The following is a 14,882-nucleotide window of genomic DNA, read 5'->3' on the forward strand; positions in this document are numbered from 1 at the left end:
GTGGCGGCACAAGGCGCGGGGCACGGCACCGGGCTCCGGCGCATCACAGACCGTGAGCGTGGGGCCGCCGTGGTGGACTTCGTGCTGATCGGCGCGCTGCTCACGTTGTTCTTCCTCGCGATCGTCCAGCTCACCTTGGTCCTCCATGTGCGGAACACGCTGATAGACGCCGCCGCCTCGGGGGCCAGATACGGCACGCTGGCGGACCGCAACTCCGGGGATGCCCGGGACCGTACGGTCCAGCTGATCACGGCGGCGCTGAACCCCGATTTCGCCCGGGACGTGGCCACCAGCGAGTCCACGTACCAGGGCATCCGCACGCTGGAAGTCACTGTCCGTGCGCCCTTGCCGGTCATCGGCTTTATCGGTCCACGGGCGCTCCTGGAGGTGAAGGGCCATGCGGCCATCCAGCCGTAACGGCGCAGCGCCCCGCCCAGTCCGGGGCGTCCCCGGGGGCGACGGCGTCTCTCGGGACCTCAGCGCCGGGCTGGAACAGGGGAGTGCCGTGATCGAGTTCGTTTTCCTGTCCATGCTGCTGATGGTGCCCCTCGTGTACTTCATCGTCACCGTGGGCCAGATCCAGGGCGGCTCGTTCGCTGTGGTTGGCGCCGCGGACCAGGCCGCCAAGGTCTATGTCGCCCAGCCGGACGCGGCAAGCGGCCGGGCCGCTGCCGAGCAGGCCGTGCTGCTGGCGCTCGCCGACTACGGGCAGCCGCCGGAGAACGCCAGCATCGACACACGCTGCGAACCCGCGGACTGTCTGGCTCCCGGCTCGGCGGTGACGGTCACCGTTCACCTCGCCGTGCCGCTGCCCTTTGTGCCCTTCAGCGATGTGCTTCATCTCAACGCGAGCCAGCTCAGCGCCTCGGCAACCCAGCTGGTGGGAAGGTTCCGGTGAAAATCCACGTCGGTGCATTCCAGCATCCAGCCAGGAACCCGTCCCGCCCGCAGGAGGGCCAGGTGCTGGTGCTGAGCATCGGGTTCGTCGTGATTGCCCTGCTTGTCGCGACCGTCGTCATTGCCGCTTCCAGCGTCTACCTCGAACACAAGAAACTGCTCTCGCTCGCGGACGGCGCCTCGGTGGCCGCAGCGGACAGCTTCACGCTCGGGCAGCTCGGCAACGCCGGCGGCACGCCATCCGCCGTATTGAGCGGTACCAGGGTGCGCAGCGCCGCCGTCGACTATCTGAGCCGCAACGGCGCCTTCGGTCGCGTCAGCGGCCTCAGTGTGGCGCCGTCCACGGGCAGCCCGGACGGTGCCACCGCCGTCGTGGTGCTCAGCGCTGCGGTCCACCCGCCAGTGGTGAACTTCCTGGTGCCCGACGGCATCCGGATCGAGGCGACGTCGACGGCGCGGTCCCGCCTCAGCCGCTGACCCGCGTCCCCAACATCCCGGTTGCCCTATCAGTAGATGCTGCCAACCGGGGCCGATAGCAGCCCCAAGTGACAGGGCATCCGGGAGGGGAAGGGGGCCGCGGTGAGGGTCAGGGGGCTAGGACACATAGCGTAGGCTTAAAAAACCATGGCAAACATTGATTTTCCCGCTGAAATCCGCGCGCTGCGGGCCACCTATGCGTCCATCGAGAACGTCTCGAACGTCGAGGCGCTCAAGGAAGACATCGCCGAGCTCAGCGAGCGGGCCGGTGAACCCAACCTGTGGGACGACCCCGCCGCGGCGCAGGTCATCACCTCGAAGCTCTCGCACAAGCAGTCCGAGCTCGAGCGCCTCAACAAGCTGGCGGCCCGGATCGACGACCTCGAGGTCCTGGTGGAGCTCGGCCAAGACGAGGACGACGCCGAATCCATGGCCGACGCCGCCGCGGAGCTGGAATCGGTCCGCAAGGCGCTGGGCGAGCTCGAAGTGGTCACACTGCTCTCTGGCGAGTTCGACGAGCGCGAAGCCGTGGTGACCATCCGGGCCGGAGCTGGCGGCGTGGACGCGGCGGACTTCGCCGAAATGCTGCTGCGCATGTACCTGCGCTGGGCCGAACGCCACGGCTACCCGACCACCATCATGGACACCTCCTACGCCGAAGAAGCCGGGCTGAAGTCCGCGACGTTCGAGGTCAAGGCGCCCTACGCCTACGGCACGCTCAGCGTCGAGGCCGGTACCCACCGCCTGGTCCGGATCAGCCCGTTCGACAACCAGGGCCGCCGCCAGACCTCCTTCGCCGCAGTGGAAGTGATCCCGCTGATCGAGCAGACGGACTCCATCGACATCCCCGACAACGAGATCCGCGTCGACGTCTTCCGGTCCTCCGGCCCCGGCGGCCAGTCGGTCAACACCACCGACTCCGCCGTGCGCCTGACCCACATCCCCACCGGGACCGTGGTGTCCATGCAGAACGAGAAATCGCAGCTGCAGAACCGCGCCGCCGCCCTGAGGGTGCTGCAGTCCCGCCTGCTGCTGCTGAAGAAGGAACAGGAGGACGCCGAGAAGAAGGCGTTCGCCGGCGACGTCAAAGCCTCGTGGGGCGACCAGATGCGCTCCTACGTCCTGAACCCGTACCAGATGGTCAAGGACCTGCGCACCGAGCACGAGGTCGGCAACACCTCGGCGGTGTTCGACGGCGAAATCGACGACTTCATCGACGCCGGGATCCGCTGGCGGACCGACAACCGCAACGCCGAGAAGTAGGCCCCGCACCCCGGCCGGTCGCCTCGACTGGGAGGTCGCTGACAATCGTGCGACACGCCCCGCCGTTCCGGCCGATCCGCCGTTACCCGTGCGTATAGTCGAGGGGCCGGAGCTCTACTTCCCCCACACGAAAGCCCTTGCGCCGGCAGCAGAACCGGGTCCCCGCGGCCATGTCCTGCAGGGTACTAAGGGCCATGATCCGTTTCGAAAATGTCACCAAGGTCTATGACCAGAAGGCGCGGCCGGCGCTGGATTCGATCAACCTTGAGATCGACCGCGGCGAATTCGCCTTCCTCGTCGGGGCCTCCGGCTCCGGCAAGTCGACCTTCCTGCGCCTGGTCCTCAAAGAGGACCGCGCCTCCTCCGGGGCCGTGTACGTCGCCGGCCAGAACGTCGCCAACATCTCCAGCTGGCGCGTGCCGCGCCTGCGCCGAGGCATCGGCGTCGTCTTCCAGGACTTCCGCCTGCTGCCGCAAAAGACAGTCTTCGCCAACGTCGCCTTCGCCATGCAGGTCATCGGCAAGAGCCGCAGCGTCATCCGCGACACCGTCCCCGAGGTCCTCAAGACCGTGGGCCTGGAAGGCAAGGAAAACCGGCTCCCGCACGAACTCTCCGGCGGTGAGCAGCAGCGCGTGGCGATCGCCCGCGCCGTCGTGAACCGGCCCGGCATCCTGCTGGCCGACGAACCCACCGGCAACCTGGACCCCACCACCTCGATGGGCATCATGGGCGTGCTGGACAAGATCAACCAGAACGGCACTACCGTGGTGATGGCCACGCACGACGACGACATCGTCAACGAGATGCGCAAACGGGTCGTGGAACTCAAGAACGGCGTCGTGATCCGCGACGAGGCCAGGGCCCTGTACACGTCCATGATTCCGGTGGTGGGCCAGTCGCGCCGCCTGCGCGACGCCAGCGGCCGGGACGAGCCGCCCGCTACGTCCCCCCGTGCGGAAACACGCGCCGAAGCGCGCGGGCTCCGCACCGCAGGGGAGGGCCAGGCGTGAGGCTTGCATTCGTCCTGAGCGAGATCGGCAGCGGACTGCGCCGCAACCTGTCCATGGTGATCTCCGTCATCCTGGTGACCTTCGTGTCCCTGACCTTCGTCGGCGCCGCCGGCATGCTCCAGTTGCAGATCAACCAGATGAAAGGCTACTGGTACGACAAAGTCCAGGTGGCCATCTTCCTGTGCAGTGACGGTTCGACGGCGCCTGGCTGCGCCACCGGCCCTGCCACCCCGGAGCAGGAAGACAACCTGCGCAAGCTCCTGCAGTCGCCCGCGGTCGCGCAGTACGTCAACGACTTCCAGTACGAGTCCAAAGACGACGCCTACAAGCACTTCAAGGAACAGTTCTCCAATTCCCCGATCGTCGACTCCGTGACCCCGGACCAGCTTCCGGCCTCGTTCCGGATCAACATGAAGGACCCGGAGAAGTACGAGATCATCAGCGAGACCTTTTCCTCGCAGGCCGGCGTGGAGACCGTGATCGACCAGCGTCAGCTGCTGGAGCGCCTGTTCTCGGCCATGAACGCGGCGTCCCTCGTGGCAGTGAGCATCGCCGGCGTCATGATCATTTGCGCCATCCTGCTGATTGCGACCACCATCCGGCTCTCCGCGTTCAGCCGGCGCCGCGAGACGGGCATCATGCGGCTCGTGGGAGCGTCCAAGATGGTGATCCAGCTGCCGTTCATCCTCGAAGGCGTCATCGCCGCGGTGATCGGCGCCGCCCTGGCCTCCGGCACCCTGTGGGCGGTGGCCCACTTCTTCCTTGGCGAGGTCCTGTCCAAGCAGTACCCGGACACCGCCTTCATCTCGCCGGGGCAGACCCTGATGCTGGCACCTGCCCTGATTGGCCTGGGCGTCGTCCTGGCCGGAATTTCCTCCCTGCTGACCCTCCGCCGGTACTTGCGGGTCTAGCTTTGCGCAACGAAAAGGGAATGCTTATGACACCGATGGCCCCCCGCCCCCTCCGGCACCCCCTCCGGCACCCCCTCCGGCTTCGCCTGGTGGGACGCCGCAGCCGGATGATCAGCGCCACCCTGGCCTTGGTCCTCGCGGGAAGCCTGGGCGCCTCGGCGCCGGTGGCATTTGCGGACAACCTGGACGACCAGCAGGCCGCACTGAAGGATCAGGCGGCGCAGGTCCAGGACTCCCTGGAGTTCGTGGATGCCAGGATCGCCCAGGCCGCGGCAGACCTGGTCCTGTACCAGGGCCAGCTCCCCGCCGCCCAGCAGGCCCTCATGGACGCCCAGGGACGGGTGGCCGGAGCAGTCCAGGAGGTGGACGCCCTCGCTGCCCGCGTGGACCTCGCGCAGCAGAACAAGGCCAAAATCACCGCGCAGCTCGAGAGCGATAAGCAGAAGATCGCCGACACCCGCAAGCTGATCGGGCAGATCGCCACGCAGGCCTACAAGTCCGGCGGCGTACCGTCCAACCTGTCATTGTTCTTCGGCTCGAACCAGGGCGGCAGCCTGACCGACACCATCGACCTCGCGGACCAGGCCCTGCGCAGCCAAAACTCCGCGATGGACAAGCTCACGCAGCAGAGTGCCACCAACGTCAACGCGCAGGCCCGGCTGGCAGCCGTCGAGGCCGAAATCACGGACCTCAAGGCCAAAGCCGACGCAGCACTGGCACGGGAGAAGGCCGCCCGGGACGAGGCCGAAGCCAAGAAGGCGCAGGTGGACAAGCTCATCGCCGATACCACCAGGATCGACGCCGAACTCCAGGCTGCCAAGCCCGGCATCCAGAACCAGCTCGCCCAGGTCAAAGCCCAGCAGGACGCCGTCGCCGCCGATATCGCCGAACGCGACCGGAAACTGCGTGAGGCCTGGGAAGCCGAGCAGCGCCGCATCGCCGAGGCCGCGGCCGCGGCCGCCCGTGCGCAGGGACAGGCGGTCCAGCCCTACGTTCCGGTCCAGGGACCGCCGTCGGCCTTCGGCCTCCGGCACCCGTTCTCTTCCAACATCCCGATCACGTCCGGATTCGGCTGGCGCGCGACGCCGCCCGGCACCATCGACTTCTACGGCACCGGCGGCTATATGCACACCGGCATCGACTTCGGCGCCACGTGCGGCACCCCCGTTTACGCCGCGGCGGCCGGCACCGTTTTCTCGGCCGGCTGGGGCAACGACGGCGGCGGCAACCGGGTGAAGATTTCCCATGGCGTCATCCAGGGCAACTCGCTGACCACGATCTACTACCACAACACCTCTGTGACGGTCTCGGTCGGCCAGCACGTTGAACAGGGGCAGCTGATCGCCTACTCGGGAACCACCGGCAACTCCACCGGGTGCCACGCGCACTTCGAGACCTGGCTCAACGGCCGGGCCGTGGACCCCATGACCCTGCTGTAGCCCGTCCCGGGCCATCCGCTGCGGCGGCCGCCCTGCCGTAAACTGGAAAGGTTCCGCGCCACCCGGCCGGAGTGAATCACCACCACAACCAAGGAGTCCTACCGTGCCCAAAGAAAGTGGCCGTAAGGTAGTGGCCACCAACCGCAAGGCCCGGCACGACTACCACATCCTTGACACATACGAGGCCGGCATCGCGCTGATGGGCACTGAAGTAAAGTCCCTGCGCGAAGGCCATGCCTCAATGGTCGACGGCTTCTGCACGTTCTATAACGATGAGCTGTGGATGGAGGGCATCCACATCCCCGAATACCACCAGGGGAGCTGGACCAACCACGCCGCACGCCGCCGCCGCAAGCTGCTGCTGCACCGAGAGGAGCTCACGAAGATCTCGCACAAAATCCGGGAATCGGGTTTCACGATCGTGCCGCTGCAGTTGTATTTCGTGGACGGCCGCGCGAAGGTGGAAATCGGCGTCGCCCGCGGTAAGAAGGAATACGACAAGCGCCAGACGCTGCGCGAACAGCAGGACAAGCGCGAGGCCCAGCGGGTCATGCGCGAACGCAACCGGCGCTAGCGGGCGATCTACCGTCTGGCCGGCGGGCCCCTGGAACGTTGCCGGGAATGTTTCCCAGGGGTCGTGCGTTATGATTGAGTGTCCGGGAAGGAACGAAGCAGGACCGCGAAGCGGTTCAGCATCAGGCTAGTCCGGTTTGATAAAAAAATACGGGGATGATCGGTTTCGACGATGTTAGTCGCGACAGGTGAAGCGGGCCGAGGATGCAGAATTATCTCGTAAACGCTGTCTGCAAACCAATAAGTGCCGAATCAAAACGCACTGACTTCGCTCTCGCTGCCTAAGCAGTAAGACAGTCCGTCAGCCCGAGGTTGCTATTGCCCCGGATCCTGGCGTCATTTAGATAGCCACTGCTGTTTACCTCCGTCATCGGGGTAAACGGGACTCTTAGATGACTGGGCCCGGATCAGCCAGCTGTTTGCAGCATGGCTGGGGCCGAGAAAATCCAACGCAAACTGCGCCCGGAGAAGCCCTGACAACACGACATCGGACGGGGGTTCAATTCCCCCCATCTCCACAAGCATCACCCCGAAAAAAGGTGGGGGAAGTGTCTACTGACACTTCCCCCACCTTTTTTGTTGCCCGGGAGAATAGGCCGGAGCACTGCCCGGAGAATCGTTCAGTTGCCGAGGATCTTCGCCTTCTGGGCCACGAACTCTTCTTCGGTGAGAATCCCTTGCTCCTTCAGAGCTCCGAGCTCCTTGAGCTGCTGGATGGCGTCGTCCGTGATGCCGCCTGAAGGAGGCGGGGGCGGGGGCGGTGGCTGTTGATAGACAGGTTGCTGATACTCGGGCGGCGGTTGCTGCTGCGCCATCTGCGCATCGTAGGCCTCTTGCTGCTTGGCCGCGGTAGCGGCATCCTTCTCGGCAAACTTGTTAGCCTGGCGGCGCTGGACGCGGCCACTGACGGCAGATGCCGTCCCGGCAACCACGGCCGTCCGGGCCATACCCCTAAGAAGTCCCATAATTGCTCTCCTCTCACATTTCTTCTGCGTCAGGGCCTATGCGTCGGCTGCTGGCGTCGCGGCGTCGCGGGCCTCGAGGGCGTCGAGCGCCTCCATGACGTCCGGCGCGGGAATCCGTGTACTCCCGACGAGCTCGCCACCGCTTTCGCGAACGGCCGCTACGAACGGCGCTGCCCAAGTGTTCTCGTAGACAATCAGCGCGGCGACCGTCCCCGGGAGAAGCGCGGCCGACGCCTCCGCGATATCGTCGTCGCCCAGAAGCCCTGTCTGTGCGCCCTCGAAGTAGGAGAACCCCGCCGCCGGGCCTCCCGGGTCGGTAAGTTCGAGCACTTCCACAGTGCCGTCCTCGTTCTTCATGACGACGAGGAGATCGAAGAGGCGGATCACGCCCTGATCGACGAGTTTGACGAGTTCCTCACTGGCCCGTCCCGTCAGTCCCGTCATGGGGAACTCAAGGAGTACGAAGTCGACCGGCCCGTGGGCCTCGGTCTCCGGTGTGGTTGTCACTGGCATTCCTCCGGTCTGGTTCGAGCGCGCTGTCCGGCGCGCTGGTCCTAGTGTGGCCGTCCGCCGCCGCGGCGTCACCACCCGCGCCGGGTGAGATGCTGAAGGCCGGAAGCAACAGCTTCCGGCCTTCAGCATTGTTCAGCGCTTCTTGATGTGCGCCACCGGGTCGGTGTGGGCGTCAACGATATGCTTGGCCTTTTTCTCGGCCCGTTTTTCCTTGATCGTCTTAACCGACTTTTTCGACACGCTCTGGTGCGGCGTCTTGTCAGGCATGGTGCTCTCCCTCACGGCAGGGGCCCGGAGTAGCCCCTCTTTCTAAGCTACGCCTCGGGAACCTCGGCGTCCACGATGCCTGCGAAGCGGCTGCCGACGCCGTCGTACACGCTGCGCACGAGCCCGGGCCCGAGGACCGGGATGTCACGGGCCTCATGGTGGGCGCAACAGACGTAGGTGAACTCCGGCCACCATTTCTTGGGCCGGGCCGACTCAGAGAATCCGCAAACCGCACACGTGAGCTGGACCCAGACAGGGCGCTTCCCGGTCCGGTTCGCTTTGGACTGGAGCAGCCACGCCGGGGGATTGTCCAGCAGCTCACCGAGCTCGGCCTCGGACAAGCGGGACGGGATGCCGTGACGGTGCGCCATCTCCAAGGGAATGTCGAGGATCTGGGCTGCTTCACGTCGGGTAACCATCCTTCAACGATACGGGAACGACGGCGGCCCCCAGCCACCGAAGGGGCCCGGTGTTAGGCTCGACACACCGCCGGCGGTCGAGGTCCCGGCCCGACGGCGAGGAAGGCGGCAGCCGTGTCCCAACAGCAGCGCGTTCTCTACGTCGCCATCGTGGCGTCCTTCATGGCCTTCCTGGACGGGTCCGTCGTCAATCTCGCCCTCCCGGCCATCAGCAGGGACCTCGGCGGCGGCCTGGTCGTCCAGCAGTGGGTGGTGGATGCCTACCTGCTGACGCTGGGCGCGTTGATCCTGGTGGCCGGTTCGCTGTCGGACCAGTTCGGCCGCGTCCGGGTGCTGCAGTGGGGCCTGGCGGGGTTCACCGCCACGTCCGTCCTGTGCGGCTTCGCTTGGAGTGCCGAGGTGCTCATCGTCGCCCGCGGACTGCAGGGCATCGCCGGTGCGCTCCTGGTGCCGAGCTCGCTCGCCCTGATCGTCACGGTCTTCACCGGTCCTGCGCAAGCCCTGGCGATCGGCCGGTGGTCCGCCTGGACCAGCGGCGCGATCGTTGCGGCGCCTCTCTTAGGCGGCCTTTCGGTCGATGTGCTCACCTGGCGTGTCATTTTCTTCATCAATGTGGTTCCGGCCATCGCCGTGTGGCCGGTGCTCCGGCGCCTTAGAGGTCTTGACCACGGGCGGATTCCCGGCAGCCGGATCGATCTGCTCGGAACCGTCCTGGCGGTGATAGGGCTGGGCGGCACGGTGTACGCCCTCATTGAATCCGGCAGCAAGGACTGGGCTGCTCCGCAGGTCTGGGTGCCGCTGGCTGCCGGGGTGCTTGGCCTGGCCGCGTTCCTTGTGCACGAGGCACGGACCCCGTACCCGATGATGCCGCTGAGGCTCTTCGCCGTGCGTAATTTTGGCTGGGGCAATCTCGCAACGATGGCCATATACGGCGCGCTCTCGCTGGGCTTCTTTGTGCTGGGCCTTTACCTCCAGCAGGTGGCGGGCCTGGGCGCCACGGCCGCCGGGTTCGCCCTGCTGCCGCCGACGCTGATGCTCCTGCTGCTGTCCTCACGGGTGGGCGCCCTCGCCGGACGCTTCGGTTCCCGCTGGTTCATGGCGGGAGGACCCCTGCTCTGCGCCGCCGGCTTCGTCTTGATGATGGGCGTGGGGATCCCGCTGGACTATGCCGGCCAGATCCTGGCCGGATTGCTGGTCTTCGGCCTCGGCCTGTCGCTCACCGTCGCACCGCTGACAGCAGCCATCCTGGGCGCCGTCGAGCCGGAAGAGGCCGGGATCGGCTCCGCCGTGAACAACGCGGTGGCCCGCATCGCGGGCCTGCTGACCATCGCGTTCGCCGGCGTCATCACGGGACCGGCGGTCACGACGGCGGGCCTGCAGCGAACCATGGCCGTGACAGCGGCGCTGTTCCTGGCCGGCGCGCTGATTTCCGCCGTCGGGATCCGGAACCCGCCCGTGACGGACGGGCAGCCGGCTTAGCGCTCCGGGACGCTGCAGCCCGCGTGCTCGGCGTCGCTGTGGACCCAGAGTGCCGAGGCGACTTCCTCGGCGAAATCGAATTCACGGGGCGCCGCGGCGGAACCGATCCGGACCACGAGCGGGCCGCCGAACGGCCTCCGCCCCACAACCTCCACTTCGGCGTCGAGGTCGATGTCCTCGGCGGCGAGGTAGCGCAGGAGTTCCGGGTTTTCGTCGCTGATCCGGGTGATGCGGCCGGTGTGGCCGTCGTCGAGTTCGCTCAGGCGGAAGGCGGCGGGCATCAGCACGGTGCCGTCCGCGGCCGGGATGGGATCGCCGTGCGGGTCCCGGGAAGGGTTCCCCAGTTTCGCCGCCATCCGGTCAATGAAGGTGTCGGAGACGGCATGCTCCAGGAGCTCGGCTTCGTCGTGGACCTCGTCCCAGCGGTACCCGAGTTCCTGAACGAGGAACGTCTCGATCAGCCGGTGCCGCCGGACCATGGACAGGGCCAGCCGGACCCCGTCGCTGGTGAGGGTGACCGCGCTGTAAGGCTTGTGGTCTACGAGGCCTTGGTCCTTGAGCTTGCGGACCATCTCCGACACCGAGGAATTGGCGACCCCCAGGCGCTGCGCCAGCTGCGTGGAGGTGATGGGCTTCTGCTGCCATTCGGTGAACGAGTAGATGACCTTGACGTAGTCCTCGATCGAGGAGGAGGGCGTACTGGTCTTCACAAACCCAAGCCTACCGTCAGCCGCGGGCGGAGAACGTGAGCCAGAGCAGGACCAGGTTGAGTGCCACGACGAGCACCACGCTGATGATGGCGGCGATCCGGAGGGCCAACCCGTCGGCAAACCTGCCCATCAGGGCCTTGTTGCTGGTCAGGACCACCAGAGGGACCAGGACAAAGGGAATCCCGAAGCTGAGGACCACCTGGCTCAGGATGAGTGCCCACGTGGGATCGAACCCGACCGCCAGCAGCACAACGGCCGGAATCAGGGTGACCACACGGCGGGCCATGACAGGAATCCGGATTTTGAGCAGGCCCTGCATGATGGTTCCGCCGGCATAGCAGCCCACCGAGGTTGACGCCAGGCCCGATGCGAGGAGCCCGACCGCGAAGACCACGCCGACGACGGGGCCGAGGTTGGCGGAGATGGCGGCGTGCGCGCCTTGGATGGTGTCCGTGCCGTCCTCGCCGCCGAGAGTGGAGGCGGCCAGGAGGAGCATGCCGATGTTGACGATGCCGGCGATGGCCAGCGCGGCCACGACGTCGAACCGGGTGGCCCGGACCAGGCGGGCGACGGCCGACGGCGGGACATGCTGGTGCTCGTCGGGCCGGTGCCGGTCCCGGGACAGGGCCGAGTGGACGTAGATGGCGTGCGGCATGACGGTGGCGCCGAGCATGCTGGCAGCCAGCAGGACGGTGTCCGGGCCCTGGAAGCCTGGAATCAGCCCGGCCAGGGCGGCCCTCGGATCGGGCGGGCTGATGATCAGCCCGGCCAGGAAGCCGATGGTGATGATGCCGAGCAGGAACATGATGATGAATTCGAAGGGCCGCTGCTTCTCCCGGGCCTGCACGGCGAGCAGGAGCATCGACACCGCGCCGACAATCACGGCGCCCAGGGGGAGGGGGAGGCCGAACAGCAGGTACAGCGCGATTGCGCCGCCCACTACCTCGGCGAGGTCGGTGGCGGCGGCCACGATTTCGGCCTGCAGCCAGAAGGCGCGGCGCCAGAACGGCTTGAGCCGCTCGCCCAGGATCTCCGGCAGGCTCTTGCCGGTGACAACCCCGAGCTTGGCGGACTGGTACTGGACCAGGACGGCCATGATGTTGGCGACCACCAGGACCCACACCAGAAGGTAGCCGTACTTCGCGCCGGCGGTGAGGTTGGCGGCCACGTTTCCGGGGTCGACGTAGGCGATCGACGCCACGAACGCCGGGCCCAGCAGGCCGATCAGCGCCTTGTGGGCACCCGGATGTTTATAGGTGCGGGCGCCCTGCGGCGGTTGTTCGTGTCCCTTTACGTCCAACACTGACAGCTCCCGTGATTGGCGCGTCCTCGTTGACGCGGCGGCCGGCGCCGGCGGGAAAATGGCCGGCGTCAAAGTTTTGTCAGCCTACAAGAAATTATTAGGCATACCGAAACAATAAGCCCCATTGGCCTTCCCCTGCAATCCGGACCGGGGTCAGGCCCGGATGGCACGCCACGTCTGCGTCAGGTAGGGCAGCCGGAGGATCTCGCCGGGGGCATGGCCCAGGTGATCGTTCAGGTACCAGTCGAGGTTTGCCATGACCTTGGCCCGGGTGGCCTCCGACGCTGCGAGATAGTAGCTGCGGGACTTCGCCAGCTCCTTGATGTCCTCCGCGGTGACAGCGTCTTCCCAGCGGGTCAGGTGGCTCTCCAACGCGGTGAACTCGGGGCCCACGGGCGGCCGGAAGTGCGGTTTGTGGACATCCCCGGCGTGCATGATGCGGGAGAGCCGGTGTACCCACGGCACAGCGGTGTCCAGCTGGTTCCAGACCAGGCCCAGGACTCCGTGTGGCCGGAGGATCCGGGCGATCTCGGTGCTGGCCAGGCGGGGATCGCACCAGTGCCAGGCTTGGGCGACAGTGACGAGATCAAAGGCTCCCGGCTCGAGGCCCGTGTGCTCCGCGGTACCCTCGACGGCCGTAACCTCCGGCAGGGCCCGGCGCAGCTGCTCGAGCATGTCGGCGGAGGGGTCCACCGCCACCGTGTGCAGTCCCCGTGCGGCCAGGAGGGCGGTGAACTTGCCGGTGCCGGCGCCAATGTCCGCGGCGTCCTTGGCCCCCGCCGGGATCAGCCAGTCGGCCGATTCCTGCGGATAGCCCGGGCGGACGCGGTCGTAGTGCTCTCCGCCGTCCTGGAAGCTCTGTCCGAGTTCCTGGCGCCGTTGACTGTGCAGCTTGGGCCCGGCGTGCAATTTGGGCCTGCCGTGCATTTTGGGCACGCTGTGCAACGTGCTATCTCCTTCGGGGAAGGTCCTGCCGGTTCAGGTACCTTTCGAATTTACCGCACCGGCGCAGTGCCTGATCCCCAGCGCCTAGTCAGTAGTGCCCGGTCAGCAGTGCCCGGTCCAAGCAGTGCCTAGTCCAGGGTGCACGGCGCGGCGCCGGCAGTGCCCGGCGTGTTCGGCGCCCAGTGCGGGTAGCTGCGGGTGTCATTGGCCGGCACCCAGCGGCCGGCATCCACCACGTAATCCCAGCCGAGCCCTGTTTGCCGCAGTTGCCGCAGGCCGGCCAGCAGGCGCTCGGCGTCCTCCAGCCGGGATCCCAGGCCAAAGCTGGCCCGCAGGGAGCCGGCGGGCAGGCCGAGCCGCTTGAGCAGCGGGTGGGCGCAGAAGCGGCCGTCGCGCAGGCCGATCCCGTGTTCGGCCGACAGGTAGGCGGCCACCAGCCCGGCGTCGTAGCCCTCCACGGAGAAGTTCACGACGCCGATGGTGCCTGCGCCCGGCTGACCGTCGGCAAGCGACGAGTCGGCAGACGAGTCGGCGAAGATCTGGTGTACGGTCACGCCCTCGATGCGCCGGAGGCCTTCGACCAGGAAGGACCGGATGGCGTCCTCGTGGGCGTACCACTGTGCCGGGTCCAGCTCTGCGATCACTTGGGTGGCGCGGGCCAGCGCGGCCGCGCCCAGGACGTTCGGCGAGCCGCCCTCGTGCCGGGCCGGTCCGGTGGTCCAGCTGACGGAGTCGAGCCGGGCGTCGCGGACGGCGCCGCCGCCAGCCAGGTGCGGGGTGCCGGCGTCGAGCCAGTCCGTGCGCCCCACCAGCACGCCCGTTCCGAACGGGGCGTAGAGCTTGTGACCCGAGAAGGCGAGGTAGTCGACGTCGTCGGCGGCGATATCGATCCGCCGGTGCGGCGCCAGCTGCGCTGCGTCGACGACGATCCTGGCGCCGTACTCGTGCGCCAGCGCGGCGAGGGCGCGGATCGGCAGGATCTCGCCGGTGACATTGGAGGCGCCCGTAACGGCCAACAGGCTCACACCGCCGCGTGCGAGCTCGTCCCGCAAGCGGTCGATGGTGGCCGCGAGGGTGGGCGCGGCCACGACGCTGCGGTGCGGGACGTTCTGCCAGGGCAGGAGGTTCGCGTGGTGTTCGATGTCGAGGTAGATGACCTCGCCGGCGGGCCGGCCGTCCTGCAACGGCAGGCACCCGGCCAGCAGGTTCAGGGAATCGGTGGTGTTGCGGGTGAAGATGACGGAATCGTCCGGCCGGCCGCCCACGAAGTCCCGCACGATGTCCCGGGCGTTCTCGTAGACCGAGGTGCTGATCTGGGAGGCGTAGCCGGCACCGCGGTGGACGCTGGCGTAGTACGGCAGGATTTCGTTCAGGTAGGCCGAGACAACGGACAGGGCCGGGGCGGAGGCGCCGTAATCGAGGTTGGCGTAGCGGGCGTGGCCGCCCTTGATCAGCGGGGACTGGATCTCGGCGCCCGTGACGGCGGCGAGCGGGCGTGCGGCGGCGGCAAACCGTGCGTCGACTTCGGGGGCGGCGGGGAAAATGGCAGTTGTCATGGGACCTCACTCGAACAGGACCCCACATCGTGGGAATCCGCGCTTGCCGGGTCCGTTCCGGACCGGCCAGGTCGTCACCCGGGGCACCCCACCGCGACTGGAGGGTTGCCGGCCAGCAAACCGGGGTTTAGCGCTGGCACTCGTGACCTGCATCG

17 protein-coding genes, 1 other RNA gene and 1 riboswitch are annotated in these 14,882 nt (G+C 67.2%); of the genes, 10 read left to right on the forward strand and 8 right to left on the reverse strand.

All coding sequences use genetic code 11. The annotated features are described in order from the left end of the window. From ACVWYS_RS05215 to ssrA, 9 genes are all read left to right on the forward strand, one after another. Positions 1 to 417: a TadE family protein gene (locus ACVWYS_RS05215; RefSeq protein WP_116766864.1), complete on the forward strand. Its 417-nt coding sequence runs from the start codon at positions 1 to 3 to the stop codon at positions 415 to 417. Further along, entirely contained in the window at positions 398 to 898 is a 501-nt protein-coding gene (locus tag ACVWYS_RS05220) for a hypothetical protein (RefSeq protein WP_456508596.1), read from the forward strand. The genes ACVWYS_RS05215 and ACVWYS_RS05220 overlap by 20 nt, the downstream gene beginning before the upstream one ends. Beyond that, a complete protein-coding gene (locus ACVWYS_RS05225; protein WP_337189820.1) occupies positions 895 to 1,374 on the forward strand; it encodes a pilus assembly protein TadG-related protein in 480 nt (159 codons plus the stop codon). The genes ACVWYS_RS05220 and ACVWYS_RS05225 overlap by 4 nt, the downstream gene beginning before the upstream one ends. A gap of 147 nt (positions 1,375 to 1,521) precedes the next feature. Then, positions 1,522 to 2,637 carry a peptide chain release factor 2 gene (prfB, locus tag ACVWYS_RS05230; RefSeq protein WP_456508597.1) on the forward strand — a complete coding sequence of 372 codons (1,116 nt, stop codon included), beginning with the start codon at positions 1,522 to 1,524 and terminating at the stop codon, positions 2,635 to 2,637. Positions 2,638 to 2,831: 194 nt separating this feature from the next. Beyond that, positions 2,832 to 3,647 (forward strand): cell division ATP-binding protein FtsE, encoded by an 816-nt coding sequence (gene ftsE, locus ACVWYS_RS05235; RefSeq protein ID WP_344367318.1) that lies wholly within the window; start codon positions 2,832 to 2,834, stop codon positions 3,645 to 3,647. Beyond that, positions 3,644 to 4,558: a permease-like cell division protein FtsX gene (gene ftsX, locus ACVWYS_RS05240; protein ID WP_091249317.1), complete on the forward strand. Its 915-nt coding sequence runs from the start codon at positions 3,644 to 3,646 to the stop codon at positions 4,556 to 4,558. Before ftsE ends, ftsX begins: the two co-directional genes overlap by 4 nt. Before the next feature lie 26 nt (positions 4,559 to 4,584). Further along, positions 4,585 to 5,997 carry a peptidoglycan DD-metalloendopeptidase family protein gene (locus ACVWYS_RS05245; protein WP_456509418.1) on the forward strand — a complete coding sequence of 471 codons (1,413 nt, stop codon included), beginning with the start codon at positions 4,585 to 4,587 and terminating at the stop codon, positions 5,995 to 5,997. Positions 5,998 to 6,100: 103 nt separating this feature from the next. Beyond that, entirely contained in the window at positions 6,101 to 6,571 is a 471-nt protein-coding gene (gene smpB / locus ACVWYS_RS05250) for an SsrA-binding protein SmpB (RefSeq protein ID WP_091249322.1), read from the forward strand. A gap of 151 nt (positions 6,572 to 6,722) precedes the next feature. Continuing rightward, positions 6,723 to 7,091: a transfer-messenger RNA gene (ssrA, locus tag ACVWYS_RS05255) on the forward strand. A gap of 99 nt (positions 7,092 to 7,190) precedes the next feature. On the opposite strand, the gene ACVWYS_RS05260 is transcribed toward ssrA, so the two are convergent. From ACVWYS_RS05260 to ACVWYS_RS05275, 4 genes are all read right to left on the reverse strand, one after another. Next, entirely contained in the window at positions 7,191 to 7,535 is a 345-nt protein-coding gene (locus tag ACVWYS_RS05260; RefSeq protein ID WP_456509419.1) for an SHOCT domain-containing protein, read from the reverse strand. 36 nt (positions 7,536 to 7,571) lie between these two features. Next, positions 7,572 to 8,048, reverse strand: coding sequence for a DUF6325 family protein (locus ACVWYS_RS05265; RefSeq protein ID WP_456509420.1), 477 nt, complete (start codon positions 8,046 to 8,048; stop codon positions 7,572 to 7,574). A 132-nt stretch (positions 8,049 to 8,180) separates the two neighbouring features. Beyond that, positions 8,181 to 8,315, reverse strand: coding sequence for a hypothetical protein (locus tag ACVWYS_RS05270; RefSeq protein WP_018775274.1), 135 nt, complete (start codon positions 8,313 to 8,315; stop codon positions 8,181 to 8,183). Positions 8,316 to 8,362: 47 nt separating this feature from the next. After that, on the reverse strand, positions 8,363 to 8,734 hold the full coding sequence (locus ACVWYS_RS05275) for a hypothetical protein (RefSeq protein WP_456509421.1): 372 nt from the start codon (positions 8,732 to 8,734) through the stop codon (positions 8,363 to 8,365). A 162-nt stretch (positions 8,735 to 8,896) separates the two neighbouring features. On the opposite strand from ACVWYS_RS05275, the gene ACVWYS_RS05280 reads away from it, so the two are divergent. Continuing rightward, positions 8,897 to 10,213 (forward strand): MFS transporter, encoded by a 1,317-nt coding sequence (locus ACVWYS_RS05280; RefSeq protein WP_456510276.1) that lies wholly within the window; start codon positions 8,897 to 8,899, stop codon positions 10,211 to 10,213. Here the strand turns inward: ACVWYS_RS05280 and ACVWYS_RS05285 are convergent. The 4 genes from ACVWYS_RS05285 to ACVWYS_RS05300 all read right to left on the reverse strand — a co-directional run bounded on the left by ACVWYS_RS05285 (position 10,210) and on the right by ACVWYS_RS05300 (position 14,727). After that, positions 10,210 to 10,923 (reverse strand): metal-dependent transcriptional regulator, encoded by a 714-nt coding sequence (locus ACVWYS_RS05285; protein ID WP_116766871.1) that lies wholly within the window; start codon positions 10,921 to 10,923, stop codon positions 10,210 to 10,212. The genes ACVWYS_RS05280 and ACVWYS_RS05285 overlap by 4 nt on opposite strands. Before the next feature lie 16 nt (positions 10,924 to 10,939). Beyond that, the gene (locus ACVWYS_RS05290; RefSeq protein ID WP_116766872.1) at positions 10,940 to 12,226 is read right to left on the reverse strand and encodes an Nramp family divalent metal transporter; all 1,287 of its coding nucleotides are present in this window, start codon (positions 12,224 to 12,226) and stop codon (positions 10,940 to 10,942) included. Between the two features lie 153 nt (positions 12,227 to 12,379). Further along, entirely contained in the window at positions 12,380 to 13,153 is a 774-nt protein-coding gene (locus ACVWYS_RS05295; RefSeq protein ID WP_456509422.1) for a class I SAM-dependent methyltransferase, read from the reverse strand. 146 nt (positions 13,154 to 13,299) lie between these two features. After that, positions 13,300 to 14,727, reverse strand: a complete 1,428-nt coding sequence (locus tag ACVWYS_RS05300) for an aminotransferase class V-fold PLP-dependent enzyme (protein WP_456509423.1) — start codon at positions 14,725 to 14,727, stop codon at positions 13,300 to 13,302. A 34-nt stretch (positions 14,728 to 14,761) separates the two neighbouring features. After that, a riboswitch (SAM riboswitch) is annotated at positions 14,762 to 14,875 on the reverse strand. Positions 14,876 to 14,882: the final 7 nt, after the last annotated feature.

This window comes from Arthrobacter sp. TE12231 (genome assembly GCF_054062895.1).